The organism is Desulfosporosinus acididurans, from assembly GCF_001029285.1.
Classification (GTDB): Bacteria; Bacillota; Desulfitobacteriia; order Desulfitobacteriales; family Desulfitobacteriaceae; genus Desulfosporosinus; species Desulfosporosinus acididurans.
Window position 1 is genome coordinate 13,948 of record NZ_LDZY01000016.1, and the last position, 26,100, is coordinate 40,047.

The 26,100-nt window shown below is 38.0% G+C and carries 23 protein-coding genes; 5 read left to right on the top strand and 18 right to left on the bottom strand.

Going from position 1 to position 26,100, the window contains the following annotated elements:
* Positions 1–679: 679 nt before the first annotated feature.
* The 3 genes from DEAC_RS18695 (at position 680) to DEAC_RS23665 (ending at position 2,387) form a co-directional block, all read left to right on the top strand.
* Complete coding sequence (locus DEAC_RS18695; protein WP_053006513.1) at positions 680–1,288, top strand: YdcF family protein; 609 nt, start codon at positions 680–682, stop codon at positions 1,286–1,288.
* Between the two features lie 277 nt (positions 1,289–1,565).
* Positions 1,566–2,036, top strand: a complete 471-nt coding sequence (locus DEAC_RS18700; RefSeq protein ID WP_047811604.1) for a DUF3888 domain-containing protein — start codon at positions 1,566–1,568, stop codon at positions 2,034–2,036.
* Positions 2,037–2,237: 201 nt separating this feature from the next.
* The gene (locus DEAC_RS23665; protein ID WP_161796477.1) at positions 2,238–2,387 is read left to right on the top strand and encodes a hypothetical protein; all 150 of its coding nucleotides are present in this window, start codon (positions 2,238–2,240) and stop codon (positions 2,385–2,387) included.
* A 1,383-nt stretch (positions 2,388–3,770) separates the two neighbouring features.
* On the opposite strand, the gene DEAC_RS24325 is transcribed toward DEAC_RS23665, so the two are convergent.
* From DEAC_RS24325 to DEAC_RS18730, 8 genes are all read right to left on the bottom strand, one after another.
* On the bottom strand, positions 3,771–3,995 hold the full coding sequence (locus DEAC_RS24325; RefSeq protein WP_242847209.1) for a hypothetical protein: 225 nt from the start codon (positions 3,993–3,995) through the stop codon (positions 3,771–3,773).
* Between the two features lie 35 nt (positions 3,996–4,030).
* On the bottom strand, positions 4,031–4,708 hold the full coding sequence (locus DEAC_RS18705) for an FRG domain-containing protein (RefSeq protein WP_242847210.1): 678 nt from the start codon (positions 4,706–4,708) through the stop codon (positions 4,031–4,033).
* Positions 4,709–4,898: 190 nt separating this feature from the next.
* Positions 4,899–6,425, bottom strand: coding sequence for a glutamate/gamma-aminobutyrate family transporter YjeM (yjeM, locus tag DEAC_RS18710; RefSeq protein ID WP_047811605.1), 1,527 nt, complete (start codon positions 6,423–6,425; stop codon positions 4,899–4,901).
* A 311-nt stretch (positions 6,426–6,736) separates the two neighbouring features.
* Entirely contained in the window at positions 6,737–6,925 is a 189-nt protein-coding gene (locus DEAC_RS22965) for a PEP/pyruvate-binding domain-containing protein (protein WP_427846282.1), read from the bottom strand.
* A gap of 215 nt (positions 6,926–7,140) precedes the next feature.
* Entirely contained in the window at positions 7,141–8,151 is a 1,011-nt protein-coding gene (gene gap / locus DEAC_RS18715; RefSeq protein ID WP_047811606.1) for a type I glyceraldehyde-3-phosphate dehydrogenase, read from the bottom strand.
* A gap of 320 nt (positions 8,152–8,471) precedes the next feature.
* Positions 8,472–9,509: an acyltransferase family protein gene (locus DEAC_RS18720; RefSeq protein ID WP_053006514.1), complete on the bottom strand. Its 1,038-nt coding sequence runs from the start codon at positions 9,507–9,509 to the stop codon at positions 8,472–8,474.
* A gap of 420 nt (positions 9,510–9,929) precedes the next feature.
* A complete protein-coding gene (gene fba, locus DEAC_RS18725; RefSeq protein WP_047811607.1) occupies positions 9,930–10,856 on the bottom strand; it encodes a class II fructose-1,6-bisphosphate aldolase in 927 nt (308 codons plus the stop codon).
* A gap of 214 nt (positions 10,857–11,070) precedes the next feature.
* On the bottom strand, positions 11,071–11,727 hold the full coding sequence (locus DEAC_RS18730) for a DUF6483 family protein (protein WP_047811608.1): 657 nt from the start codon (positions 11,725–11,727) through the stop codon (positions 11,071–11,073).
* Between the two features lie 215 nt (positions 11,728–11,942).
* On the opposite strand from DEAC_RS18730, the gene DEAC_RS18735 reads away from it, so the two are divergent.
* On the top strand, positions 11,943–12,143 hold the full coding sequence (locus tag DEAC_RS18735; protein WP_047811609.1) for a hypothetical protein: 201 nt from the start codon (positions 11,943–11,945) through the stop codon (positions 12,141–12,143).
* 276 nt (positions 12,144–12,419) lie between these two features.
* On the opposite strand, the gene DEAC_RS18740 is transcribed toward DEAC_RS18735, so the two are convergent.
* A complete protein-coding gene (locus DEAC_RS18740) occupies positions 12,420–13,373 on the bottom strand; it encodes a DMT family transporter (protein ID WP_047811610.1) in 954 nt (317 codons plus the stop codon).
* A gap of 278 nt (positions 13,374–13,651) precedes the next feature.
* On the opposite strand from DEAC_RS18740, the gene DEAC_RS18745 reads away from it, so the two are divergent.
* Entirely contained in the window at positions 13,652–14,800 is a 1,149-nt protein-coding gene (locus tag DEAC_RS18745; RefSeq protein ID WP_047811611.1) for a glycoside hydrolase family 18 protein, read from the top strand.
* 188 nt (positions 14,801–14,988) lie between these two features.
* Here the strand turns inward: DEAC_RS18745 and DEAC_RS18750 are convergent, their stop codons facing one another.
* The 9 genes from DEAC_RS18750 to DEAC_RS18790 form a co-directional block, all read right to left on the bottom strand.
* A complete protein-coding gene (locus DEAC_RS18750) occupies positions 14,989–15,801 on the bottom strand; it encodes an EFR1 family ferrodoxin (RefSeq protein ID WP_047811612.1) in 813 nt (270 codons plus the stop codon).
* Between the two features lie 114 nt (positions 15,802–15,915).
* A complete protein-coding gene (locus DEAC_RS18755; protein ID WP_047811613.1) occupies positions 15,916–18,348 on the bottom strand; it encodes an AAA family ATPase in 2,433 nt (810 codons plus the stop codon).
* The gene (locus DEAC_RS18760) at positions 18,338–19,513 is read right to left on the bottom strand and encodes a metallophosphoesterase family protein (RefSeq protein WP_047811614.1); all 1,176 of its coding nucleotides are present in this window, start codon (positions 19,511–19,513) and stop codon (positions 18,338–18,340) included. The genes DEAC_RS18755 and DEAC_RS18760 overlap by 11 nt, the downstream gene beginning before the upstream one ends.
* A 368-nt stretch (positions 19,514–19,881) precedes the next feature.
* Positions 19,882–20,085: a hypothetical protein gene (locus tag DEAC_RS18765; RefSeq protein ID WP_047811615.1), complete on the bottom strand. Its 204-nt coding sequence runs from the start codon at positions 20,083–20,085 to the stop codon at positions 19,882–19,884.
* Between the two features lie 323 nt (positions 20,086–20,408).
* Positions 20,409–21,275, bottom strand: coding sequence for a class I SAM-dependent methyltransferase (locus DEAC_RS18770; RefSeq protein WP_047811616.1), 867 nt, complete (start codon positions 21,273–21,275; stop codon positions 20,409–20,411).
* Positions 21,276–21,570: 295 nt separating this feature from the next.
* On the bottom strand, positions 21,571–22,734 hold the full coding sequence (locus tag DEAC_RS18775; protein ID WP_047811617.1) for a pyridoxal-phosphate-dependent aminotransferase family protein: 1,164 nt from the start codon (positions 22,732–22,734) through the stop codon (positions 21,571–21,573).
* Between the two features lie 247 nt (positions 22,735–22,981).
* Entirely contained in the window at positions 22,982–24,220 is a 1,239-nt protein-coding gene (locus tag DEAC_RS18780) for a (Fe-S)-binding protein (protein WP_047811618.1), read from the bottom strand.
* 24 nt (positions 24,221–24,244) lie between these two features.
* Complete coding sequence (locus DEAC_RS18785; RefSeq protein WP_047811619.1) at positions 24,245–25,087, bottom strand: FAD/NAD(P)-binding protein; 843 nt, start codon at positions 25,085–25,087, stop codon at positions 24,245–24,247.
* Complete coding sequence (locus tag DEAC_RS18790; protein ID WP_047811620.1) at positions 25,087–26,100, bottom strand: 4Fe-4S dicluster domain-containing protein; 1,014 nt, start codon at positions 26,098–26,100, stop codon at positions 25,087–25,089. Before DEAC_RS18790 ends, DEAC_RS18785 begins: the two co-directional genes overlap by 1 nt.

The following is a 26,100-nucleotide window of genomic DNA, read 5'->3' on the forward strand; positions in this document are numbered from 1 at the left end:
TGCCTGGCTGGTTATGGGGGAAGGTGGGGGATGTTTTGCATTCGATAGCTAAGTGTTCTACCATGAACCGGGGACTTACTAAGATGTAGAATAATATGAAAGCATTATTCACAGAAAAATAGGAGGCGGGTGTATGTGAGTTTTTATATTTATTTGATTTCGATATCGTTACTCTATTTATGTATAGGAATCATATTAACTAGAAGAGAATCTAGGAAATCTATTAAGCGAGGTTTTGTGTGCAGCTATTTTTTTACACTGTTAACATTTTTTGTAGCTGTTGATTCCTCTTTTAGAAAATATTCATATCTTGTGGTGATGATCACATCGTTAACTTTGTACAATATCTATTTACTTAAGTTTGGCAAGAACGATTAGAGTTAGTTTGGCCTAAAGAGTGAGAACAAGCAACGTGGAAATGATTGTTTATATAAGAAGTTAAAGTTTTTAACATGTGAGAATAACTTATTATGCCCGTGAAATACCCTCCATGACATAACCCTAGCCCCCCGTCAACCACCGAACTCCTTAAATCCCGCAGGATGGATGTGCTTACCTATTGGATAACCGAACCGGATAGTTGTGGATGGGGAGTCTGATTAGACGGTAAGGAAAACTTGTACATTTGTAAGATATTGCGAAACAAGTAATGAAGATTGTAAGAGGGGGGATGTGTTAATTGACAATAGTTTATATTTTATTATTCTTAGTTATACTATGCTTCTTCATTGCAATTACAGTAACTTGTCTTAATTTTAATAAAGCAGCCAATAATAGTGGCCAAAAAAGAGATGTCATCATTGTACTTGGTTATCCTGCAAAAAAGGGCGGAAGCATATCCCCTATTTTACGTGAACGAATAAATGAAGCGTCAAAGCTATATCATGAAGGAGTTGCAGGAACCATTATTTGCACTGGTGCTGCAGTAGCTAACAACTATATTGAAGCAGATATCATGGCTCAAGCCCTGATTGAATTAGGAGTGCCAGATTACTGTATAATCCGTGAAAAATTGGCTAAAGGTACATATGAGAATTTAGTAAACTCAAGAAAAATTATGCAGGATAGAAAACTTAATACAGCGGTTATAGTATCTTCACCGTGGCATTTACGAAAAGCTAGTTCCTATGCCTTCAAGCTTGAAATTGACCATACAGTAGAAAAATCAAAATTTCCGCATGAATACTTATTGATAGGAATCGGTATGATTTACCTTTATATATACACACAGATGTTTATAAACATTTTAAAGCATTATCAAAGTAGAAAAAACATAAACAGGATATAATGACGAAATATTCAAACATTTAGTATTGAGATAGGGTTCCAAATTTTTGTATCTAATGGCTTGTTCCAGATATTACGTATCACCGCCCGCCAATCATGATCCCAATCCCAAATCCCCATAAACCCCAGCAACCAGTCAAGCTACCGGACTCCTTCAATCCCGCAGGATGGATGGGCTTACTTATTGGATAACTGAACTGGAAAGCTGAGGGATGCGTCACATGAGTGTTGGGTGGATAATTAACCTTCATCTATAATTTAGAACGGGAGGAACCTGCATGAGAGTAAAGCTTCTAATGGCGGCTTTTCTTGTAATGATAATAATTTTAGATGGATGTGCTAATGAACAAACTGCAAGCACCAATACTAATACGCCGAATACAGTAACAGCCAATGCAAACAGAGATAGACAGTCGAAAAATATAACCCTTTCACAGGGGGCGGCGGGAAATACTGATAATGAAATTTTTAGAGAGATGTTAATTACGGCTGTTGATCCATATATTCAACAGTCTGTCACGAAATATTACAAAAAAGATGTATTAGCTCCGCCTTATATGGTGAGGGTCATAGAGGCAAGAAGACCTAGTTCAGATCAGGTTTATGAGGTCAGTTTTGAAGTGGAACCTTATATCGGAGCTCATATTGAAGTAGGCATTGATCATGTCACATTGCGGGTAAGTCCTACTAAAATTGAGGTTATCAACTTTGAGCATATCAAAAGTTTCCCATTGCCAAGCAACTTGTAGTCACATTGAACATAGCGGGTTGAAAATTACAACCCCTATCATTTTATTAAACATTCCAGACACTTCATCTATGCCAAATCACTCACGTCACCCCCAGCTAACCTAAAGAATAAATAGCCATCATAAAAAAAGTTACAGGTGGATAGTGCTGATTGGTGCGGAGGTCTTGAATAGCCAGAGCAAAAGGAGCCCCAACAGCCAATGCCGCGGGCTATCCTTACCTATCCAAAGGCGCTCACCGAACTGGAAAGCTGGAGGGGTGCGTTGGATGTAGTTTTACACATACCGGAACGTTTTGTCGTTTCCGGTTTTATAGTTTATTGTCCGCCTTATGCAGGGAATTGGAACTAATTATGGAAATAACTAATGAGTGTTCTTTATTGAAAATCCGAAGTATTTAATGTTGGGAGGAAGAGTATGGGAATCGAAAATCTTTTATTAAAGCCGGTTGTTTATCAAGTTTCCGGAATGGAGAATGTAACTGTACAGAAGAATATTGGATATTAACCTAAAGGGGGAAGGGGTCACTGATTTAATCAGTGGCATTACCCCCATCAGTTTATTTCAATAAATCGCACAAAGTTTAATCAAGAAAATTAAAATGAGTAGGATGCAACTATTCATTAAATTGATATTTAATGCATAGTTGATAGAGGCTAATTACGCATGTGGTTAGGTCAATATCTCTAATGAGTTAATTCATAGATCAAATAACTATTGATAACGCAATTCGTTTAGTCAACATCAATCGAATCTTATAGAGTTCTGATTTTAGTGCTGAAAACTGATTCATATTTATGGATTATATTCAAGGCTTTATATAAGCTCCTGTAGCTATAGTTTACTCAGATTAGTCCAATCCATACTAGGCATTAGTTTCTAAAGCCTTACAGAGCATTCTAGAGGCTGGCTTTTTAGTCGCTGTTATCGTAAACCCTTGTAAAAGGGTTTACTGGGCTAGTAAATTCCAAACTCGACGATTAACCTAGCAGATGAATAAGTTAGAGTTGGTAATTGATTTTATCCAAAATGTATAATATAAATTCTCGGAATCGGTTAAACACTGATAGCCTAAAAATAGCTAATGCGGACAATTTGGTTTATAAATCCGCATTAGCTATTTTTAGGCTGTTATTAGTATTATCCCCTAGGCGTATTTTATACTCTACTTTACATAATATCTATTATAGGACCCAAATTAATATCTGCATTTGCCTATGATTGCATTTGTTTTGTGTGAATTAATTTTGTAATTGTTTCTTCTATATAAATATAAATCAATAAATCAGATTCTAGCCCCAGTATTTCATTCAGAAAATCTTAAGTGAAATACTGGGGCAATATTCATCATCTTATTCAAACGTCCACACCACAGCTATTTAAATGAGGTATATGAAGTGATTTTAATTTGATATAATATAATTTCAATTTTTACTGTTTCCTGATTGATATTCTCAATCCTGTTTCTCAGCCCTACATTTAGTAGCAACCACGATAACCACATTTATATAATAGCCTAGGCCTTACAGTTCAATCTAGTAAGCATTTAAATAATTCAAATTCAAAAATAGGCTTTTGATTAGAAGCACTTTTGCAATAAATTATCGTCAGAAACTTCAATGAACTCTCCCCCACCACTCCCTAAAATCTGTACTAAACTGATTCTGAACAGTACATTTACTTAAACGTTTGCCTTCTGCCTTCTCTTTCAACCTTTTCGCCCAGTTAACCCAGTTAAATGGATAGATTCACGCCTGTTTTGGAAACATTTACAATCGAACTAGCAGTAACTGAAGGCAACTGTCCTTCCTCTTGAATTTCCAAGTTAATTTGATCTTTAACTTGAGTAATATCCGGATATAATGTAAATCTAGTCACGCCATAATGTTCGAGTTCGGCAAGGATTTCAGAAACTCTGTTAGCAGCAACACAGATCTCAACTAAATTAATTTGATGCAATCCGCAAAAAGATTTAATGGGATAACCCTTCCCTATCAATGAAGGGAAAACTTACAGTAAAAAACCCCTTTTTGCGCCACAATGTGGGGGTTATTTAAAGGGCCAATAACTGCGGCGGGTTTTTTGCTTTCAAGGATTTTGGCATTCGGACCAAAGTAGAGGTCAACAATTTCTTCATCCACATTAGGTATATAGCCTGGCTTAACGAAACTATGGAAGGAAAATGCTTCATTGAGACGAACAGGGTTTAGAATCCAAACTGCGGCATCTGGTCTACCATCATTTGAACTCCGCCCATCCAAAGCAAAGAAAAGACCAGTCAGGGCATCGCGACTCCAATCCATAATTCGGGTTGGAACTCCATAATGCTGCATCATAAAGAGCCAGTGCCAATAAGCAGCCTGACCATTCGGAATTGGAAAAGAGGGTAATTCTTGTACAAAAGGAATAGCATAGGATTTAAACTTCGACAGATAGATAATCTCCATAAGGGGATTGCGCGGACTTCGAGCGATGCTGGGAATTAGGTCCCATCGAATTGGTTTTGTTGGTTGATTTAATTCGTTTTGACCACGGTACCATAGTTCACATCTCCCAGTCATGGGACAGATTTTAGCAAATGCCTTATCTACGGCATTTAAATACTCTTCGACACTTGTAACACGTGTAAAGCAACTAGTAACTGGACCTGTTGGCTGTAGTTCAACTGTCATTTATCCCACCTCCCCTATAAAATATGATGGGAAGTGTATGTTCGGAAACAAGGAATCCTTTCATTCAGTTCGCGATTTTTTCGCATTCCCCGAAATATGCTGCCAATTCAAAACTGCCGAAGTGTTTGCGTAACGCTTCGGCAGTTTATATTTGTCTATTTATCCTTATTTAGCATTTAGCAAAATGGATTTACTTAGCGGCATATTTCGGAAGCGGTTGATGAATCTTTTTCTTCTTTTCGTATCTGTGATACATCCAAAATGCTACGACTGTGAAGAATACTGGCCCTGAAATCATCCAAATCGTTGATTGCAGATCCCCTTGAGTAGCCGGTTGAATAATCGTAAAGAAATTAGCAAAACCAACTGTAAAAGTCACAATAATTGTTACTAACAATGCAGATTTGTAGCTTTTAAATACTACAAAGGGTTTCGCAATATCAGTCTTTTTCTTAAAGGCTGCATAGGCTCCCGAAATGAACATACAGGGGATAGTCATGGCTACATTTGTCATCAACACCAATTTATTAAAGAAAGCTGATGCTGCCTGTCCACCAAACGATACAATAAAGATCATGACAATGACAACGAGGCACTGAATCCACATAGCGTTTAAAGGCATACCATTCTTTACTTCACTCATTTTCCCAGGCCATAATTCGGCAGGTGTCCCTTCAATCATTTGCTTTAGGGGAGCATAAATCAATGTGAAAAACGCTCCGGTCAAGGCCAGAAACATGGATAACCCTACAAGACGAGCGACCCAGGCACCAAGTGTTAGAGCAGATACCTCATTTAGGCCTAAACCATGACCGACCTGATAGCCTAGATTTTGCATTACAATATAGGCAACATTGGCCATATTAACATTATTCGAAGCTAGTACATGATTCCAATTAATAAAAATACCTATTAAGAAGATGCCTAATGAATATGCAATGGCAATAATTATGGCAGAAATGGTAACCGCTTTAGGAAATACTACTTCAGCTTTTTCCGTCCGGTCTACTAATCCTCCTACAGCTTCAATTCCTCCATAGGCAAATAATGCAAAAACAATAAAGGAGAGCATTGCTATTGGAGTTCCGTAAGAGTGGTTCGGTGATTTTATAAAGGACTGAGCAGAAAGAATAGGTTGTGCAAAATGACCGTGATTAGCTGCAAGAACAAATAACGCACCCACTAAAAGAACAATATTTAGCAAGGCGACAGCTGTACCGCCGATAGATGTTACCTTAGTAATTTTGTCCAACCCTTTGGAAGCAATAAAAGTAACAAGAATAATCCAGACCATTCCTAATAAACCTAAAGTTTGTGTAGAACTTAAACCGAATAGAGTCCATGTTGAAGTTGTATCTTTACCGAAGATAGAGTTAGATAAGGGGATCCAGATCGCAGATGCTACATTAACCATCCAAACTACATAAGAAGCATACCACATAAAAGTGCCTATAAAGGCGTACTTGGGTCCAATTGATTCCTCCATCCACGAATAGATTCCGCCCTTTTTGTTTTTAAATGCGGCGCCATATTCCGCTAACATAAAGGCATACGGAAGAAAGAAAGTAATTCCAGACAGTAGATACCAGGGAATAGCACCGTACCCCATTAAGTAAAAGGATCTCGGCATATTCGTGAAACCAAAGACGGACGTGAAAATCATTAAAACTAATGGTAACAAAGTTAACTTACTTGTGGTTTTTTCTTTTGCTGCCATCCTGATATCCCCCTTTGGAATAAATTAATGTAAACTTAATTATAATTATTTCGACAAATAATACAATACCTTTGCGTTAATTTTAAATAATAATATTATTGTATGTTTATTACAAGGACAGATGTTTTCAATTCAGAGATACGTAATATGATTAATTTATAAATCAATTAACTGTGTTATAAAAATGCAATGTAAATATGCTAAATTCAAACGAAATAATTTTTATTGTTTATACCAAACAGATAATTATAATAAAAATAGTATGTAGATCGGTACTTTTACAGTGATGATAGTAATACGTATCTATCAAACTAAAAAGCGACCCAATATGGGCCGCTTTCGGATGCAGTCGGAAGATCCTCCGCAGTAGCGCTGGAACGTACGGCATGGGCGTCTTTTTCACCAAGCTTTGTGAGATAATATGTGATCTCCCCTTCTATATCTTGAGAAATGGGAATTCTTTCAATGATCGTGCGGATCTTCGCGCTGATTTCGCTTATTTTTTCCTATCTTCCGCCTTAAGAAAAATCAATGTATCCAATAAGGTGTTAGGCTCTCTATTTTGTCTTAAAAACCTGATAAAAAAACGCTGCCTTTTCATAAAGACAACGTCTTCTATATAAAAATTTTATAAATTTGTTGATTATAGGATATATTCACGATTTTTTTAGTTGATAAACAGGATCATGGTTTCATAGGCTATCTAATTTATATGCTAAATTCCTTTTTCGACAATATGTTTTACTAAGTCAACAACTCGGCATGAATATCCCCATTCATTATCATACCAAGCCAACACTTTAACCATATGATCACCAAGCATCGTCGTTGACAGTCCGTCTACTATGGCACTGGCCGAATTACCGTTAAAGTCATGAGAAACAAGGGGTAATTCTGTATAGTCTAGATATCCTTTCATGTGGCCCTCTGCAGCTTCCCGCAAGCAAGTATTTACTTCTTTTTTGGTCGTGGGTTTAGTTAGTACAGCAACAAAATCGACCAAGGATACATTCGGTGTAGGTACCCGAACAGCTATACCACTCATCTTACCGGCTAATTCAGGTATAACAAGAGTTACGGCTTTAGCTGCTCCTGTTGTTGTGGGAATCATTGATTGATAAGCGGCGCGAGATCTCCGCCAGTCTTTATGTTTAACATCAACTGTTCGTTGATCGTTAGTAACTGAGTGGGTCGTAGTCATCATTCCTTGTTCAATTCCAAAATTGTCGAGCAAAACTTTCGCAACAGGTGCAAGGCAGTTTGTTGTACAAGAAGCATTAGAAATAATATGATGATTTAATGGATCATAGTTATCTTCGTTAACTCCCATAACAATTGTAATATCTTCGTTTTTTGCTGGAGCAGTAATAACAACCTTTTTAGCCCCGGCAGTCAGGTGTTGGGCAGCTTTGTCACGTTGTTTGAATTTACCTGTACACTCTATAACAATATCTACTCCAAGGTCTCTCCAAGGTAAATTTAGAGGGTTTCTATCGGCTACAATTTGAATTCGTTTTCCATCAATAATTAACGAGTTACCATCTGCTTCAACCGTTTGTGAAAGAGTACCATGAAATGTGTCATACTTAAGTAAATGAGCTAACATATCGGGACTGCCCATATCATTAATGGCTACAATCTCAAAAGGAAGGGCTTGACTAAGGGCAGCACGCAGTGTTAAGCGACCAATTCTACCAAAACCAGTGATTGCTACGCGGAAACTCACTTTTTAACCTCCTCAAATCAGATCGATCTATGTTGATATCACAGAACATAATTCTGCGTATATGATCAAAATTCCTTCTTTGAGGATAATTATTTTCTTATTCTTTTGTATTAAAGCCCTAATAATAGTATTTGAAATTTATATTGATCAACATAAATATACTAATGTGATGAATATTTTCCTAAAAATGTTTTTGAGGTACATATCAAAATCATAAGCTCAGAAGTGGGGCCTTATAATTGGATGAACCTTAATAATTTACGAGCTCGTGGGCCTGGAGTATAAAAATAATTTGATCGTTATCGTTGATGGTGATGGAGTTAAAATTTTATATTTCTGTTTAAATTATTAGAACTAGGTTTTATCAAGCCTGGTTTTAAGAAGTCATTGACTTGAGTGACGATTTTATCAAGAATCGCCGAAGCTAATATTAATGTTATAATCATTGCAAAGCCCAAAAGAATAAGAATCTCCCCTATTCCCTTTGCTTGATGCAACAACGTTGATTTAAAAACAACATATTTGATAATAAAACCATGTAACAAATAAACTGACATTGTACGTGATCCCATTTTTGTAAAAGGCATTTTGAATTGTGGAATTAAGGCCAATATTCCCAGAGAATTCAAAAATGAAATCAAATAAACGACAAATCGATATATCCATGTCCATTGATTAACAATCGTTAAGCTTGAATAGGCATAGCTCCCATAAAACCAACCGGGGTTATTCAGGTTTAATCTATAAATAAATAAAGGAGTTAAACTTAGAAACAATATGCTGATAAATTTTATTGCTGAATGTTGAAGTTTGTTAAACCACTCTCGTTTTGCATAGAAACCAATTAAAAAGAATGGAAAAAAGGTAATTGTTCTAGATAAACTCATAAAATAGCCAATGTGAAAGGTATATCCACTAACTAATGCCAGAACAATTGTCAGTAAAATCGGATGCTTAAGCCTTATAATATAAGGAGTTAACATTTGCCACAAAATTGAACTCATTAAAAACCACATAAGCCAAATTGGAATTAAAAAGTCGATCCTTAAATCTTGCCTTAATGTTATAACGTAAAAAACCCAGAACAATACGTCAAAAATCAGATAAGGAATTATAAGTTGTTTGAAAACTTTTAGAAGGCGCTGATGAAATGAGAGTTTGACCGTTTTTTTATAGAAATATCCTGAAATAATTATAAAAGATGGCATGTGAAAGCTATAAATTGTTAGATAAATATTCATTAGCATTGAGTTCTGGTTAATAAGGGGCTCTATTAAATGTCCAAAAACCACAAAAACAATTAAGATAAATTTTGCATTATCAAAATAAAAATCTCTTTCCAGAATATGTTTGCACAATGTAGTTTCATCCTTTAATAATTTATACCCATTACTATAATCGACATTTCTGAATTAAATCTGTATGCCTGCTGAATTTGAGTTGAAATTGATCCAACTCGAAAAGAAAAAAGTCCAGTATTACTGAACTTTTATACTGAACTTACTATATTTCTCCAGTTTTTAAGCCCCCCCACTTCTATAAGTGGGGGGGTCCCTCGTTAACTTCAGGTGGGGTAGAGTCCTCCTTCGCCGCTAAGTATTCCTATTGGGAAAGGCGGCTCGGCAATAATGTCCACTGGACATTATTGTATCTGAAGCCCCGATGTTCAGCTTTAGCGTAAGCGAGTTCACTATAGAATTGAATAAGTTTTCTTTTTATGGAGGAATTTAAAATAAAAATTGACATTTGAGAATGAGTCTTTGGCAATGATATGTTATTTAGAGCTGATTGCTGCAATTTAAGACATCTTTAATTTTATGCTTAACCATGTTTTTAATGGCTTCTCTTGCGGGTTTAAGATATTGACGTGGGTCAAAGTCAGCCGGATTGACCGCTAAATGTTCACGGACAGAAGCAGTCATGGCAAGGCGAAGATCAGTATCAATGTTTATTTTACATACCCCCATTGTTCCTGCCTTGTGGAGTAATTCCTCAGGTACACCTTGAGCTCCTTTGAGTTCTCCCCCATACTCATTACATTTGGCTACGAACTCTGGCAATACGGTCGATGCTCCATGCAATACCAATGGAAAACCGGGAAGCAGAGCAGTAATCTCTTGGAGGCGTGGAAAATCAAGTTTTGGTTCTCCCTTGAATTTATAGGCTCCGTGACTGGTTCCTATGGCGACAGCCAGGGAATCACAGCCAGTTTGATGGACAAATTCAGCGGCTTGCTGGGGATCAGTGTAACTACTATCCTTAGCACTAACATTTATTGCATCTTCAACTCCGGCAAGTCTTCCCAATTCGGCCTCGACGACAACACCTTTAGCATGGGCATATTCTACAACTTTTTTTGTCAAAGCAATATTTTCGGCAAAAGGCAGCTTCGAGCCATCGATCATGACGGAAGTAAAACCACCATCAACACAAGCCTTGCAAATCTCAAAATCTTCCCCATGGTCTAGGTGCAAGGCGATAGGTAAACCAGTGTCCGCTACAGCGGCTTCTACTAATTTCATTAAGTAAATGTGCTTAGCATATTTTCGAGCTCCTGCCGAAACTTGGAGAATAAGCGGGGCATTTTCTTCCTTAGCTGCATCCACGATTCCTTGAATAATTTCCATATTGTTAACATTAAAAGCTCCGACAGCACATTTTCCATAAACTTTCTTAAACATTTCTGTTGTCGTTACAAGTGGCATTTAATTCCCTCCTATGAAGTTAATTTTTGGGTCAAGATAGTATAATTCAACTTTGTTTTTTTGAGTTCACTCTTGTACTCTTTTTTCCTTAACATCTTCGGCACAAACTAACGATTTCCTGCGTCTCCTTAAGCACAAAACAAAAAACTATACTCTTTTAGCAGAAAAGTATTTAACATAAATTCACTTTCCCCATTTACCAGATCTTCTATTCCTATTTCTTATACTGCTTTAAAGTTTCTAAGCCTTCAAATACTTCATCCATCGGCAAATTTCCTTTTTGAAGTTCAACTGGGTCTTTCTGGGATAATCGTTTATAAAAGGCCATTCCCTGCCTTAAAACAGCATCATTTTGCTCATCCGTTTTTAGCAGATTAAAAAGAACATCCTCTGCCTTCCCATAGTTTTGAATGAGTTCGTAATATTGAAACAACAATAATTTGCTTTCCTTAGGTAAATTATGCCATCCAATTTTCTCGAGGAGTTCATCAACCTTGTTATTCGATTCTGATATGGGATCTTTTTGTTCCATTAAAACATTTAGCATCATATTTAGACTCTTTATGTATAAGTTTTTTGCTCTCAAAGTCTCTCCTTTAAGTTCATATATATCTGCTTGCTGTATTAATAATTCACTGAGCATGAGATGTTTTTCGGAATTAATAGTATTTCCGCTTATCTTATGGATCAAGATATCATAAGGAAGCGCTTCAATTACTTTTATATCCAAGTCAGTAAAATACTTTAATGTATCATTAAGAACTTCTTGACTTTCTTCAGTGTTCTTCTCTGCCTTTAACCCGGCAAGCTTACTGATTGCTGCAGTGAACTCTTTAACCATTTTCATTAAATAATCTTTTTCTTCAAACATTTCTTTACTCCAATTCCCAGAATTTATTTATAGCTACAATTAGTATATCCTTATTTCTTTAAAATTTCTTTAAAGATTTCTGCAGTTTTCCAGGTATAACATATACAAATAAATGAACGAATGATGAATAAGAAATTGTTAAAAATAAGACGATGATCGATACGAATTCATTTCGTTTGATTCAATGTAAAGATTACAAAGGAGGAAATAATTTAATGAACCTCAAGACAGTTGAGCTTACTAGGGGCATACTTGAAGTTGATCCAACGAATATCTCCTGTGAAGAAATCGCAACAATTAATGCCAACTTGCACCGGGGTGCCAGTTTGGTTGACCTAGAATCTAAGGGGGGGAAATTAATATTTACCATTGAAAAAGAACATAAAACTTCAGCGGCCAAAAAGTCCCCTGAATGAACACAAAGAAAAATAAACCAGGTTTTCAGACCCGGTTTATTTTTAAATGGAATAAGAATTTTAAAACAGATTATTTTATAGCCTACCACCAAAAGCCGCCCCAGAAAGGTCGCCAAAATGGTCTAAAGCCAAATCCGAAACCCCATCCCCATGGTCCAAAAAACATTTGTATCACCTCCAACATTATTTCACTCCAATATATGGTAAATGAATATATGTGTTCCATATATTGCTGCTCAATTAAATTGGAAGTATACGCTCTATAAAGTTAAATGGTTACGCAATGTTTTTGACAGATTGCTCCGGTTTTGCAAGAGATAATATGATCCCGAAAATTACGAGAACAAAACCCGCCCAGTGATAAAAGGATAAGGATTCACCAAGAATAAAGATACTTAAAACAATGGTCAGTACTGGTTGCAGGTTGCTTAAAATTGTAGCCTGCCCACTGCCAATAAGATTAATTCCCACGAGATTAAGGAAAAAAGCAAAGCCTGTCACAAAACATCCCATATAAATGATCATTAGAAAATCGAATAATGTAAGATGCCAAGGCTTTGTGGTAAGCTGCCAAACTCCAGGAGGAATAAGCAAGAAGGTGCCAAAGGCAAGAGCGTAGATGGAGGTTACGACTGAGGAGAGTTTTTCCATGATTTTTTGGCCAAGAACATAGAATATTGCCATTGACGAGACATTGATAAAAAGAATAATATCTCCAAGACCTAATTTTAAGGTGAGCAGATGATGTAAGGATCCTTCAGTAAATACAATTAAAAGTCCTAAAAATGAAGTTATAATACCTAAAATCTGTAGTTTATTCAACTTTGCTTTAAATCCAATGACTAAAAGGGTATTGGTTAAGGCGGGAGACGTCGCCGAGATGATTGAAGCATTAGTACCTGATGAGTATTTCATACCGACAATGAACGTTAGATATGCGAGGGTAATGCCGAAAAAACCCAGAACAAAAAGCTGGAACAAATCCTTTCTGCCAGGTCTTGTTGCTGTTTTAACACGTGACCACGTCAGAGGTACGATGATCAGAAGTCCAAGAACTCCCCGCAACGCGGATAAACCTGCGGAAGGAACATGACCGGCAATTAACTTCCCCGCAATGACATTCCCGGCATATAAGATTGAAGAAATAATCAGAACGGAATAAGCCTTAATTCGTATATGGGGAGTACTTCGCCTTGTACCTTGTATAGTGGATGTAGTAGATGCTTCCATTGTTATTTGCCTCGATTAATTTAATTAAGATAAGTTAGGACTCATATATAGTTTTCTCATTACAAGTTGTTTGGATGTTTTGCTTCTGGCATGCTGATTAGTTCATATATTACCATATTTCTTTTCGCTTTCGGAGAGTAAATCATAAAAATATAAGATAATCATATTAAAACAATCACTCCCGTATAAACTTCAACCATAAATTCCCTCTTGTCGTTCAAGCTTCTAACACATACATTAGATTAAATATTATTGTATTTGTGCAGAGGAGAATTAAGATGGGAATTCACGTAATTAAGTCCGGTGAAACCTTAAGTAAAATTGCCAAACACTATGGGGTTTCATTGGATACTATCGTTTCTGCCAATCAAGTTCCGGATAAAGATCGTTTAGTAGTCGGCCAAACTTTAGTTATTCCTACTACTAGTCATCAAATTTTCAGTGCCAAACCTACCATTGATGTCAGCGCGTATTTAGATCCCAGAATCACGGGGAATCTCTCAGGTCAGACGATAGACCGAGTAGGACGTGATCTGACGTATTTAGCAATCTTTAGCCATGCGGTAAATCTGGACGGAAGTCTTAGTCCACTCGATGACCAAGGCCCTATTGCAGCAGCCAAAAGAAACCGGGTTGCTCCTTTATTAGTGCTCACTAATTATGTTGGCGGGCAATTTAGCAGGGATTTGGCAACAGCTATCTTTAATGATGTGAATTTACAAGATTATATCTTAGATCAGGCTCTCTATTTAATGGAAGAAAAAGGATATCAAGGATTGGATTTTGACTTTGAGTATCTGGGCGGAGACAACAGATTAGGATATCTTCATTTTTTGCAGAGAGCGGCTGCCAAAGTAAAACCCCATGGCTATTTTTTGTCGGCCGCTGTGGCACCTAAAGTGAGCGGAGAACAACGAGGAATCTTGTATGAAGGGCATGATTATACGGGAATCGGCCAGATTGTAGATTTTATGTTCATCATGACTTATGAATGGGGTTGGTCAGGTGGTGAGCCCATGGCTGTTTCTCCGATTAATCTTGTGCGAAACGTCATGAACTACGCTGTGAACGTTATACCAAGGAATAAAATTATGATGGGAATTCCCCTATACGGTTACGATTGGATCCTGCCGCATGTACCAGGAAAATGGGCTCGCTCCATTAGTTCCCAACAAGCCTTGAAGTTGGCAATTCAGTATGGAGTTCAGATTCATTTTAATAAAACAGCACAAGCTCCCTGGTTTAAATATCGTGATCTCCAAGGCAGACATCATGAGGTTTGGTTTGAAGATGCCCGCAGCATCCAAAGTAAGTTTGATTTAGTTAAACAGTTGGGAATTCTAGGCTTTTATTATTGGGTATTGGGCCATGAGTTTCCACAGAACTGGTTATTACTCGAAGAAAATTTTACGGTTCGGAAATGGTAAATTTGATTGAAGTATAAAAGCATAGTTAACCAGACAAATAGGAAGGTTAACTATGCTTTTTGAAAATTCTCATTTTTAACTTGCCATTCGTACTCTTAGAATTTACGTTGGCTTTTCATCAATAATTAAGAATACTTGGAAAAAGTATTAATAGAAAAATGCGTAATACAAGCATTGAGCCCTAACCGTTAAAAAAAGATTTCAGGTTCTTTTCGTGAAGAAAACTCTATTTCTAATTCTTCTTTATGTCTTAAATAATTCTCATCGTCATAATACTTAGCATTAGAAGGGCACTTTTTGATACATGCTCCGCACTTAATACAAATGCCGATTAATTTTGCAACGTCTTCAGGATCAATTGAACCCATCGGGCAAACAGAGACACAAAGTTTACATTTAGAACAATCTTCATTTGTTTTGGGGGTAACCTTGCGAATATCTACAGGATTTCCCTCTTTATTTTTCGGCATATAATATTTTCTGTAAGGCTGATTTCCTTTGACATTGACGATAGTAAGCTCCTCAGGCGACGTTATTTTTTTTGCGATTTCATTTGCGAATTCATCTACAATCTTCATATCTTGTTCATCAGGTCGATTTTGGGCAAGAATTTTTGAGAACGAATGCTCACCAATAAAAGCCCCTCCGGCTATTACTTTGAAACCATTATTAGTAAGGATATCTCTTAATTCAATTAAGGAATCATCGTAATTTCTATTTCCATAGAGAACAACCGCAATTGCTATGGCACCATTGCCAATAATAGTATTCAAATAGTTTAATAATACATTCGGAACTCTACCTGCATAGACAGGAACTCCAAGAATCACAATATCGTCTGCAGTAAATGCGATGGGCTTAAATCTTACTTCAGGCAAGGTAAAATCAATGGAATGTGTTTGACGATCAATTTTCTTTGAAATACTCCCTGCTATTCCCGTAACGATCTTTTCAGTAGTGCCTGTAGGACTAAAATAGATGGCGTTGATAACTTGACTCATGGAAACCCCTCCCCGTAAATTAAAAAGTTCTTAGTATATGTCCTTAGAGACAACTATAGTCTATTTGTACGGCGAAAAATGACGAAGTAACAGATTTGGAATAAAAAAAGCTTTTTAACCGGCAATTTGAGTCCACCCAACTCTTTTAAGTTTATCTATAACTTTGAGATTGGTTGTAGTTAATATTATTTGCCTTGAACATGCTAGATCAGTTAAGTATTTAATAATGTTATTCCAGAGGCTCTGGTCATCAGACATTTTTCCAATAGAGAAGATCATAGGAACTTTTGTGTTGTAGTTAAGAGCTAACTGAGCAATCGCCATTCGATATGCAAAATATTCACTCTTTGCCATGTCCAGATCACTTTGAGGTTCCCTTGTTTCTCGCTGATTGAAGAATTCTCTTAAAATCTTTGCCGCTTCATACTTTAAAGCATTACCGTTATTTACTTGCCAGGTGTTCATTGAGGTTTCAAATAAGTTTTGGGCGTCATTAAAGGCTTGCAGCAAACTTTCATAACTCATCCATTCCTTTTTAACAGTCTCGATCTCTTCTTCTAAAGCGACTAAAGAAGGACGCTTTTGCAATAATTTTAAACGCTGTTCTGCCAGTAACCGTTTACTGCTCATCTCAGACAGTTCCTTTTGCCAAGAGGTCAGTGATTCAAGACGATTTTCGTCCGAAATCAGTGCTTCTTTTTCTAATTCAGCTAAAGGTTCCAATTTTTCGAAAAGATCATCTAAGCTTCGATTACTGAGCATAGTCTGCAATTTGGCTGAACACTCACTTAATCTTCTTTCTGCGCGATCTTTTGTTCTTAGTATATGAGCGGCTTTAAAAATTGCAGTTAAGACATCTTCCCGATCGGTTACAGGTATATTCCAGCCGATGAGCTTTTCTTGAAAGCCTATAGTGAAGGAGTGTAATGAATTGGTTTCTATCTTAGAACGTTCAATTAACGTTTGTCGTTTTTTATGAAGATGGGATAACTGAAGCCTTTTACGGTTGCAGCTGTTCCATCCATCAAGCCATGACGAAAAATCGGCGGCATTTGTGATAAAAAATGCTTGATTTAATAATTCATTGTGTGAATGAACGATCTTAAGCAGGGCTTCTTCATTGTCAATTTTATTTTGTAATTGAGTTATTTGCTCCTGAGTTGTCTCAACAATTTTTTTTTGATCACGAAACTTCATGAGCCGATTCTGCAACTCCTTGGAATTTTGAACATGAAACCTCTCATAAAATTGGTTAAGACGAGATTTGAACTTTTCCTCGATACTTTTTCTGCCTAAATGGTTTTTTAAGGTACGATCAATTGGCCTGCTGATTTTAGAGGTTTGCCACTTTTTCAATTGCTTTTCCCATCGTTCAACTCGATATTGATCGTCTTCTGTTATTGCTGCCATTTCTGCAAATTCCTGAAGGTGAGTAATTTCTTCCGAATATTGTAATCGGGTATTTTTCAAAGCTTCTTGAAGGTTAATGGAATTTTGAAGTTGTTCCTGAGCAGAATTTCTTTCTTCACAAAGTCTGCTTATTCGTTCCTTTTCCTCATTTGAACCTTCATAGCCACAGGTTTCTAAAAAGATTTCATGTTTTGTTATCATATCCGTTAGTTTTTGAATGATATGGTCGTAACGGTTTACTCGTGTTTGAAGATCTGCCCACTCAATACATTCTTCACGCAAACTCTCTAGGAAGCCCCAATCAACAATTGAATCGCTGGTCAAGGATGCTAGATCGATTTCAGCACGGCAGATTTCCTCTTCTGAATTCATAATTTCAGTTTGGAGTCGGCGTAATTCTCGATAGTCTGGGTTTTGGTTTAACAATGACAATCGGCCTTGTATTTTAATAGTTGAGTCAATTTTGTTTGCTAGGATTGCTTCGCCTTCTTGGAACTTATTGATCTCAATGACCAGTAACCGTTCTTCCTCCTGTTGACGGCGAGAGTCTTCCCACTCTTGTCTGAGACTATCGTATTTAGCTTTAACCAGGGCCATTTTTCCCTTTTGTTCATTCAATTTCTGCATTGCACCGCCTAAACAAGCTTTTACTTTAAGGGGTGATAGTTCTTCATCGCCGCTCTGACAAAGGTTATCAATGCGCTGGCGTAGTTGATCGAGATCCTCGATGTCTGACCAGTTAACGATTACCCCCAGTTGAAAGGTTTGCAGTTTTATGTCAAATATGTATTCGCCTAATACTGATGAGTCAGTAAACAACACATTCTGTCCCGTAATTTCATCCTTAATCAAAGCTGACGTAGGAATAAAATCGTTGTTATCCTTCAGATAATTCTGACGGATACAACAATGATTATTTTCATCACTACTGAAGACTAACTCTAAGAAACTTATGTTGTTAAATAGTTTCATACTTCCTTGTGGCGTTTGGGGACTAAATAATTTTAACAATAACTCAATCAGTGATTGTTGCTGGGTTTCTTCTTTGAAAAGCAGATAAGCAGGGCTTGCCGGGAATGTCCAAGTGATATTCCCAAGGCCCTTTAACCGGCTGCCTTTGATATGTTCAATTTTCATAACTTATCCTTCCCTGTTCGAGAGCTGCCAGTCCAATTTTTTTAATTAGCTCCCATTGCTCTTGCTCTGCAGGGGTTATCGCTGTAGATTGATAGTCTTTGATTTTTTGAAAATAAATTTGAGATAAGGAAAGATAATTGCACTCTTCCGGTGAAGTCTTAATCGATGATGAGAAATCAGGCGTCATAAAATCCAACCCGAATTGAGGATCCACCTTAGTTTGAGGGGTATCAACTTCGATAAAACGAAATTTCTCAGCGAGCAGCTTTTGTAAGGTATTTATGTCTGCATCCTTCGGTACCGGATTTGAAAAGGTTATCCTAAATAAATGTTGCTCACGTTCTTCAGAACTTGTTTCGGACAATAATTTTGCAATAATGGCTTTATAGTCATGATGAAACTCAAGATATTTCGTAATATATTGCCGTTGGCCTAATTCTCGAAATTCTAGCTCAACGTCATCTTGATCAAGTTTGCCGACGATCACACCGTGGGGTCCTTGCTCGTTAAAATTTCTGGCTTCGAGAACGCCGCTATCTGCCCAAATAGTCTTTCCTGCATTCTGAATTCCGCTAAAGAATGCTAGATACCCTAAAGCCAGATATACCAACCCGCTGGCTGCAATCTGTTCAGGACTAAGGGGAAAACTTTGGGGACTATTTGAGTCAGCTGTCTTAGAGTGAAGAAGCATAATTGGTATAGTGCCATCGTTTTTTACTCGATACTCCTGATTGAGTATAGTTCCGTCTTGTTGATAAGCAGTCCATCCAGCTCCATATACACTGATATTATGACTTTTTAGGTTAAAGCAACTGATTCCACTGGAAAATATCTGGACATTACTAGGCCATACGGCAAGTCGGTACGCTGACGTCGTAACATAAGGGTCTTTTTCGCCTGGAACAATGAAAACACTCGTCGTTTTTAAAGTGCCCAAAGATTTTGCTACCCGTTCAACCGTTGACTTGCGAGCATATTCTTGCTCGAATAAATTTCCGGTTATAAAAAGCAAATCAATCTTTTCAGATTGACAGATTAAAAGCATAGTCTCAAATGTTTTCCACAAATCCTGATTACGTTGTGAAATCCATTCTTCAGGACCTTCCCAACTGGGACTATCAAAGCGACAACCGGAACATTGTAAAAAACGGATTTGCGGAGACATACCTTCACCTCAATCATGTCATTAGAGGAATAATTTAATTGTACTATAGAACGAAACAAATAAACCATAGGCCATTAAGCTCAGATACTATATAGCTTTATACTTCTAACAATACTATTATTATTATCGAAAAAAATCTTCAAGATATTAAGATCATATCCGAAGATTGAAAACGATGTTTTACCCTCTCCTAACAGAAAAGGGTCCCATCAAATAACTTGACAGGACCCCAAAATCAGGAGGATATAATTAAAGTAACCAATTATGGAATATTCATTCATACCGTCCTTACCTATCGGAAGTCTTCACAATGAAAAGAATCCCTATGAGCTCTTACTTAAGAGACTCTGGGATTCATAGTCTGATGTTTATTTCATATAGTGAAACCCAGTTTCACAATTGTAACAAAGGTCGTATGCTTCCATTGCACGTGCTTGTCTGGGATGTAATTCATTGCTGCTATTCGAATAGATTCCTCGTGCCCCTTCTTCCCAACTGTTAAACTTTACGTTTATTTCTTGAGACCGTGTCCATTCAGAACCCCTTTTTCCTTCCTCTCTCCCATGAGTCATCCTAATCACCTCCTTAAGATATTTCCGGTCGTAAGAAGTCGACAAAATGTTTCATATAATAAAACTGCGTTTTATTATATTTACTATTAGTTATATCTTAACATAGTGGGATTTCCTCTTCAAGTAGCTATTGGATTAACATAAATTGTATTTTATATCTCAATTTTAAAGGAACAAATCAAAAAAGTCAATATATTTTGTAAAATCAGAAGATAAATATTTTTATAACAATGCATTTCATATCTTTATCATGGCATTTTAACTCCTATCGTACACCTCAAAAATAACCAGAAATCTTCTGGCTATTTTTGAGCTTACATTGTTTAGCACCGTTTGTGGAATAATCTCAGGAACCATTGCCTAATGCCTTCTTTGAGAGAAGGTTTTGGTTTCGGTTCTGGTTTGCGACCTGTAATTAGCCCAAAACCAAAGTAGTAAAGGTTTTTTTTCATAAAATTTGCATTGCGTTGAAGTCTTTTATACAAACCGGGTTGATTTTTGATTTTTAGTGGGAGGTCTTTGAGTAAAAGCCAATCCTTCTTAAGTTCACTTAGAATTGTGTTGCTGTTGCTTCTCATAGGCTGAGGATTTTCAATACATACTTCTTCAAATCCTGCGTCTGCTAAAGTATTAATCCATTCCTCATATAACAATGGATTTGTGCTGGAACCGAAACAGTCCTCCATTTGTTTTCGAATTGGTAAAGGTAATTCCTTTATTAAAATCATTTCTAGATCTGCCACTCTGCCGTGTGGTTTTAGAACTCGGTACAATTCTTGATAAACTTCTGCTTTCTTTAAAAAGACTGTTATTGACTCAGCCATAATTACATCAAATGAGTTATCTTGATAAGGAAGGTGGTAAACATCAGCAATCTCGAAGGTTACTAAATGAGAAACTCCTTCCTTTTCAGCTCGTTTTTTAGCTTTTTCTATCATTATTGGATTAACATCGATCCCCACGATTTTACAGCCCACGATTTTAGCTGTATGACAGGCTGTGAGACCGCTGCCACATCCAGCATCTAGAACATAGTCTTCAGCCTTCAATTGCAGAGAAAGCAAATTCTGTCTCGTAGCGGGAAAGCCGCCTGGATGGGAACTGCCTATTCCCAGCCAGGCGATAAGTTCAAAGTAATTCATTTCTTCTACTCGTTTACTGCTTCCCAATGGCTCACCCCCTTTATCCATACCTATGTGGTATATTATTCCAAAGGAACTTCTCCTGAAAGTTGTTTGCCAAAGATAGCATAAGAAAAAGCAACTCAAGCTAAAAAGCCTGAGCTGCTTCGAATTGAATAAGAGTGAATAAAGAATACTAATACCTTTATGTTTTAAGAAAATCATAAATCTTAACCTGACGAATGTTGACTTCATTTTCAAGTTAGCAAACACCAAAAGAAGTATCAATAAATGTAAATAATAATTGCAAAATTAAAGTGACATTTTACCTTTTTAAAATGCAATATTAATCCCTATTGTTCTTTTAGCGAGCATGATAAATTTTTGTAAATTCAGCAACTGCCTTGTCAATATTTGCTTCATGTCCCATTTCGTTAAGAGTTTCCCCTACGATTTGTAATGCTTTCACAAACATGTCTTCTGTGGCATTGCCCATATGACCGATGCGAAAGGCTTTCCCTGCTAATGAAGCCAATGCCCCCGCAATGACCATACCTCTCTCAGCCAGTCGTTTACGAAATTCTACATCGTTAACGCCTTCGGGATAAAGGACACAGCTCAACGTCGGTGCAGCAATAGCCTCAGGAGCCAAAGGCTTCATTCCATAAACCATTAAACCAGCTCTTACAGCTTTCCCTAAGGCAGCATGACGACGGTAGCGTTCGTTTAATCCTTCAGCCATAACAAGTTCCATTCCCTTGTTAAAGGCATAAATCATGTTGACAGGCGGGGTAGCATAATATTTGCCTGGGTCTTTCATAATAGGAAGCCAATTTTTGATGTCTGTATAGTATCCATGAACATCAGCTATCGCTTCACGTGCTGCCAGAGCTCTTGGTCCAAAGGCCACGATGGCAAGACCGGGCGGAACGCCAATTGCTTTTTGCGATCCGGTTAAGACAACGTCAATAGTATAAGAGGGATCACCGTAGGTTTTTTGCATATCTTCTTCAATTGCAGCAGCAGCACAGACTCCATCAAGGATAAAAAGTGCGCCGGCCTTCTTAACAGCTGGAACTAATTCATCCAGGTTGGCCATGATACCAGTCGAGGTATCAACGTGAGTCACTGTTACAGCTTTAAAGTCTCCTGAGGCTAATTTCTCTTCAACAACCTCTTTACGGACATGCTGCCCCCATTCAGCTTGAATCGTTTCGACTTGGATGCCAAACGCCTTAGCTAAAGGAATGAAGCGGTCGCCAAAATAGCCGTGACTAATTACGAGCAATTTTTCGCCGGGAGCAACGGTATTAATAATGGCCATCTCCATGGCAAGCGTTCCTGAACCAGCAACAACAAAGACTTCGCCATCCGTGTTAAAAAGCTTTTTCGTTTGGTCTAAGCTATTTTTGAATACTTTGACAAAGCGCGGATCCGTATGAGCGTAGGTTTCACTGGACAATGCATCATAAATTTCATCCACAACGGGTGTTGGCCCAGGAATGAGCAACATTTCCTTATTTCGCATAATATAACCCCTTCTTTCTCTTTATTCAATCATTTTTAGTATTTCCTAATACCTTTACTATAAATACTAATTGCTATAATTTCTCCTTAAATCGTATATTTCCTGCAAACCGTTTCATTTTTTGTTCAAAGACAGACAATTATGTAAATATTGTATTATGCAATAGAATTAAAGTCCCGTCGGACTTGGTGTTGTCCGACGGGATCTTTTAAGCATACTTTAAATAAGCAGATGAGTTAATATCCCATTAGTTTGAGGTTTCTTCAGGTGCGTCTTCCGGAATATCTTCAATTAAAGCGTTTTCGACCAAAGCACTAAGGTGTTCCATTTTCATTCCAAGTTTATAAAATTTATTCATATCATTAAATTGGTCAATACAGTTGTGACAAGGGATACACCCGATCTTTGCCCCGGTAGCCACTAATTGATCAACTTTCGGCTTGGCCTTAATCATCCGCATTTGCTTCGTTGCTGCTACAGCTAAGGCTCCTCCGCCGGCTCCGCAACAGATGTTGTATTTGCCTTCGGGATTCATTTCGCGATAATCCATAACAGTATTCTTAATAACATAACGTTGAGGTTCATAGACGCCTTCTTTACGAACCGTATTACAAGGATCATGCATGGTTACGGGAACCGTGTTTTTCGTTTTATCGAGTTTTAGTTTGCCTTCTTTAATCCAATCGGCATATATTTCAACAATATGCCGTACTGGAATTGGTTTCCCATCCCAGTAGTTGCGCGCAAACTGTCTTGTTGACCGGAAAGCATGGCCGCATTCCGTTACGATAATTTCTTTAGGGTTTAACCTTTGTGCTTCTTCAAAAAGCGGGCGTGATATTTCACAGAATTCATCATCTTTACCGGTAAACAAACAAATGTTGGTAGCATCCCAGCGTTTGGTGCTAATGGTATAGTTCGCCTTAGCTGCATGGAAAACATGCAAAATGGTTTGTAAATCGGCAGGATAGTGTTTAATTTCACGGGCATTAAAGCAAAACATAAAGTCTGCATTGGGTTTATCAAGAGGAATTTTGTAACTCGGATCCTTAAGCTGTGCTTGAAGCAATTCTTCAATCCACTCTAAGGTCTCAATGTAATCGATTTGTTCGACACCCATTTGATTTCCTGTACGAATATGGTCGTCAGCGATAACTTGTAAATGCCCAGGCGGAACCGGTGTCTTGCCGCGAAACGCTCTCGTAATCGCTGCGATGTTGACTCCCATGGGACATTCAACGGTGCACCGTTCACACATAGTGCAATTCCAAACAAATGGATCATTCTCTGCTTCTTCACGCATGCCGAGTGCTACTTTGCGGATAAATTTGCGTGGATCTTGATCTTCATGCAAATCACTGTAAATACAGCCTGCTGTACACATACCACAGGTAAGGCAGTTTGAGAAATCGTATTTTTTCAAGATCCCGGCGATCTCATGACGTAAGGTAGGATCTAAGCTTTTAACTCTAATAGGTTCTCCCACGATTAATTCACCTCCGGCCTATTATTAATATTCACTAGGAAGATCTTTTAATTGAGCCATTGAAAAGACAGGTCCGTCTTTACAGACATATTCAGTGCCAATATTGCAGCGGCCGCAAATTCCCAGTCCGCATTTCATGCGCATTTCTAATGATGTGTAGATGCGTTCAGGCGGAAAATTCAGCTTTTCCAGGACAGGCAAGGTGAATTTAATCATTGCCGGTGGTCCGCATACTACTGCATAGGTATTAACTGACGAGGGAGCTACTTGCTCGGTGATAGATGGGATAAAGCCAACATGCTTTGTCCAGCCTTCAGCCGGACGGTCGATGGTGGTGACAAGATTGATGTTGGGATTATTTTCCCAGGCAGCTAATTCTTCCTTATAGAGCAATAAGCCGGGGTTTCTTGCTCCGTAGATAACCGTTATATCCCCGTAGTCGCCGCGATGGGCTGGATCCAACATATATACAGCTAAGGCGCGAAGGGTTGTAAAGGCAAAGCCGCCGCCGATAATCACAAGATTCTTTCCTTTAAACTCTTCGACAGGATAATAGTTTCCCATCGGTCCCCGGACGCCTACCATGGTCCCTTCTTCCATCAAGTGAAGAGCATTAGACACACAACCAACTTTAGCAACAGAAAATTTCAAAATGCCAGGTTCGGTGGGAGAAGTCGCAATTCCAAAGGGTGCTTCCCCATAGCCAAAGGCGCTGAGTTCTGCGAACTGGCCGGGCATATATTTGAAGTTTTCCTCATCTTGTTTATTAAGAAATTCCAGGGTAAAGGTATTAATATTTCTATCTTCGGTCTCAACTAAATTCTTAGTGAGCTTCATAGTTATTGGAAGATAAGGATTCTGTTCCATTATTCCACCACCAATTCTGCTTTGTTTACGCCATCAATGATCTGACGCATATCCATATTTACAGGGCAGCTGCGAATGCAACGGCCGCAGCCGACGCAGGCGATGTCCCCGTTGTTATGCACAAAATAGTTAAATTTGTGCATCATCCGTTGGCGCCAGCGAGCTTTTTGAGTACTTCGAGGATTATGACCAGATCCGTGCAGAGTAAAGAGCGGCGCCATGCAAGCATCCCAAGTTCTTACGCGGCTCCCGGAATTTTGGCACACTTCTTCAGAAATATCAAAGCAGTGGCAAGTCGGGCAGGAGAAGGAACAGGTATTGCAGCCTAAGCACTTTTCTTGCAGGTTTTCCCAATAAGGGTTGTCAAACATTTTGTCCAGTTTTTCCGTAATTGTGGAAACATCGACTTGACTCGTGGTTTGAGCGCTTTTGACAGCGTCCACTAATGCTTGTTCCTGAGCCGTTAGTTCGGAAAGGCCTAAATCACCCAATAAAGCTTTCCCTTTTTCCGTAATGATTTCGAGGTCATACGAATCTCCTAAATCAATGAGGAAAATGTCTGCACCCTCGCTGCTGGCAGGCGAAAGACCCATCGAAGAACAGAAACAGGTTGGTGCAATAGTTTTACAGGCCATACCAATTACGACGGTGTTATTGCGACGCTCATAGTAGTAAGGATCTTGATATTGATCGTTCTTGAAAACCTTGTCCAGAAGAAGCAGTCCTTTTGCATCACAGGGTCTTACGCCAAAAAGGATCGTTTTCTCGACCTTCAGTTCGTTTTTAACAGTAACATCCTTACCGTTTTTGACATAGGATATAAGTTTTTCATGCTGCGGAAAGAATAACGATTTAGGAGGAAGTTTGGAATTGAGATAGTCTTGTTTAACATCTGAAAAGCTCTTGACCGCTTTGTAGTTCACTCCGCCTGCTTCACTGACCGGAGCAATGAGTCTGTAATCTGAGGACAAAGCATCTACGGATTGACCAAATTTTTCTTTACTTATCTTCAT

What these genes read in the sequence shown, in the direction of transcription:
- DEAC_RS18700 (WP_047811604.1), top strand. Translation starts at nt 1,566, where the DNA reads ATGAGAGTAAAGCTTCTAATGGCGGCTTTTCTTGTAATGATAATAATT.
- DEAC_RS23665 (WP_161796477.1), top strand. Translation starts at nt 2,238, where the DNA reads ATGCCGCGGGCTATCCTTACCTATCCAAAGGCGCTCACCGAACTGGAA.
- DEAC_RS18705 (WP_242847210.1), bottom strand. Translation starts at nt 4,708, where the DNA reads ATGACAGTTGAACTACAGCCAACAGGTCCAGTTACTAGTTGCTTTACA.
- yjeM (WP_047811605.1), bottom strand. Translation starts at nt 6,425, where the DNA reads ATGGCAGCAAAAGAAAAAACCACAAGTAAGTTAACTTTGTTACCATTA.
- fba (WP_047811607.1), bottom strand. Translation starts at nt 10,856, where the DNA reads ATGCCACTTGTAACGACAACAGAAATGTTTAAGAAAGTTTATGGAAAA.
- DEAC_RS18730 (WP_047811608.1), bottom strand. Translation starts at nt 11,727, where the DNA reads ATGTTTGAAGAAAAAGATTATTTAATGAAAATGGTTAAAGAGTTCACT.
- DEAC_RS18735 (WP_047811609.1), top strand. Translation starts at nt 11,943, where the DNA reads ATGAACCTCAAGACAGTTGAGCTTACTAGGGGCATACTTGAAGTTGAT.
- DEAC_RS18740 (WP_047811610.1), bottom strand. Translation starts at nt 13,373, where the DNA reads ATGGAAGCATCTACTACATCCACTATACAAGGTACAAGGCGAAGTACT.
- DEAC_RS18745 (WP_047811611.1), top strand. Translation starts at nt 13,652, where the DNA reads ATGGGAATTCACGTAATTAAGTCCGGTGAAACCTTAAGTAAAATTGCC.
- DEAC_RS18750 (WP_047811612.1), bottom strand. Translation starts at nt 15,801, where the DNA reads ATGAGTCAAGTTATCAACGCCATCTATTTTAGTCCTACAGGCACTACT.
- DEAC_RS18755 (WP_047811613.1), bottom strand. Translation starts at nt 18,348, where the DNA reads ATGAAAATTGAACATATCAAAGGCAGCCGGTTAAAGGGCCTTGGGAAT.
- DEAC_RS18760 (WP_047811614.1), bottom strand. Translation starts at nt 19,513, where the DNA reads ATGTCTCCGCAAATCCGTTTTTTACAATGTTCCGGTTGTCGCTTTGAT.
- DEAC_RS18765 (WP_047811615.1), bottom strand. Translation starts at nt 20,085, where the DNA reads ATGACTCATGGGAGAGAGGAAGGAAAAAGGGGTTCTGAATGGACACGG.
- DEAC_RS18770 (WP_047811616.1), bottom strand. Translation starts at nt 21,275, where the DNA reads ATGGATAAAGGGGGTGAGCCATTGGGAAGCAGTAAACGAGTAGAAGAA.
- DEAC_RS18775 (WP_047811617.1), bottom strand. Translation starts at nt 22,734, where the DNA reads ATGCGAAATAAGGAAATGTTGCTCATTCCTGGGCCAACACCCGTTGTG.
- DEAC_RS18785 (WP_047811619.1), bottom strand. Translation starts at nt 25,087, where the DNA reads ATGGAACAGAATCCTTATCTTCCAATAACTATGAAGCTCACTAAGAAT.
- DEAC_RS18790 (WP_047811620.1), bottom strand. Translation starts at nt 26,100, where the DNA reads ATGAAGATAAGTAAAGAAAAATTTGGTCAATCCGTAGATGCTTTGTCC.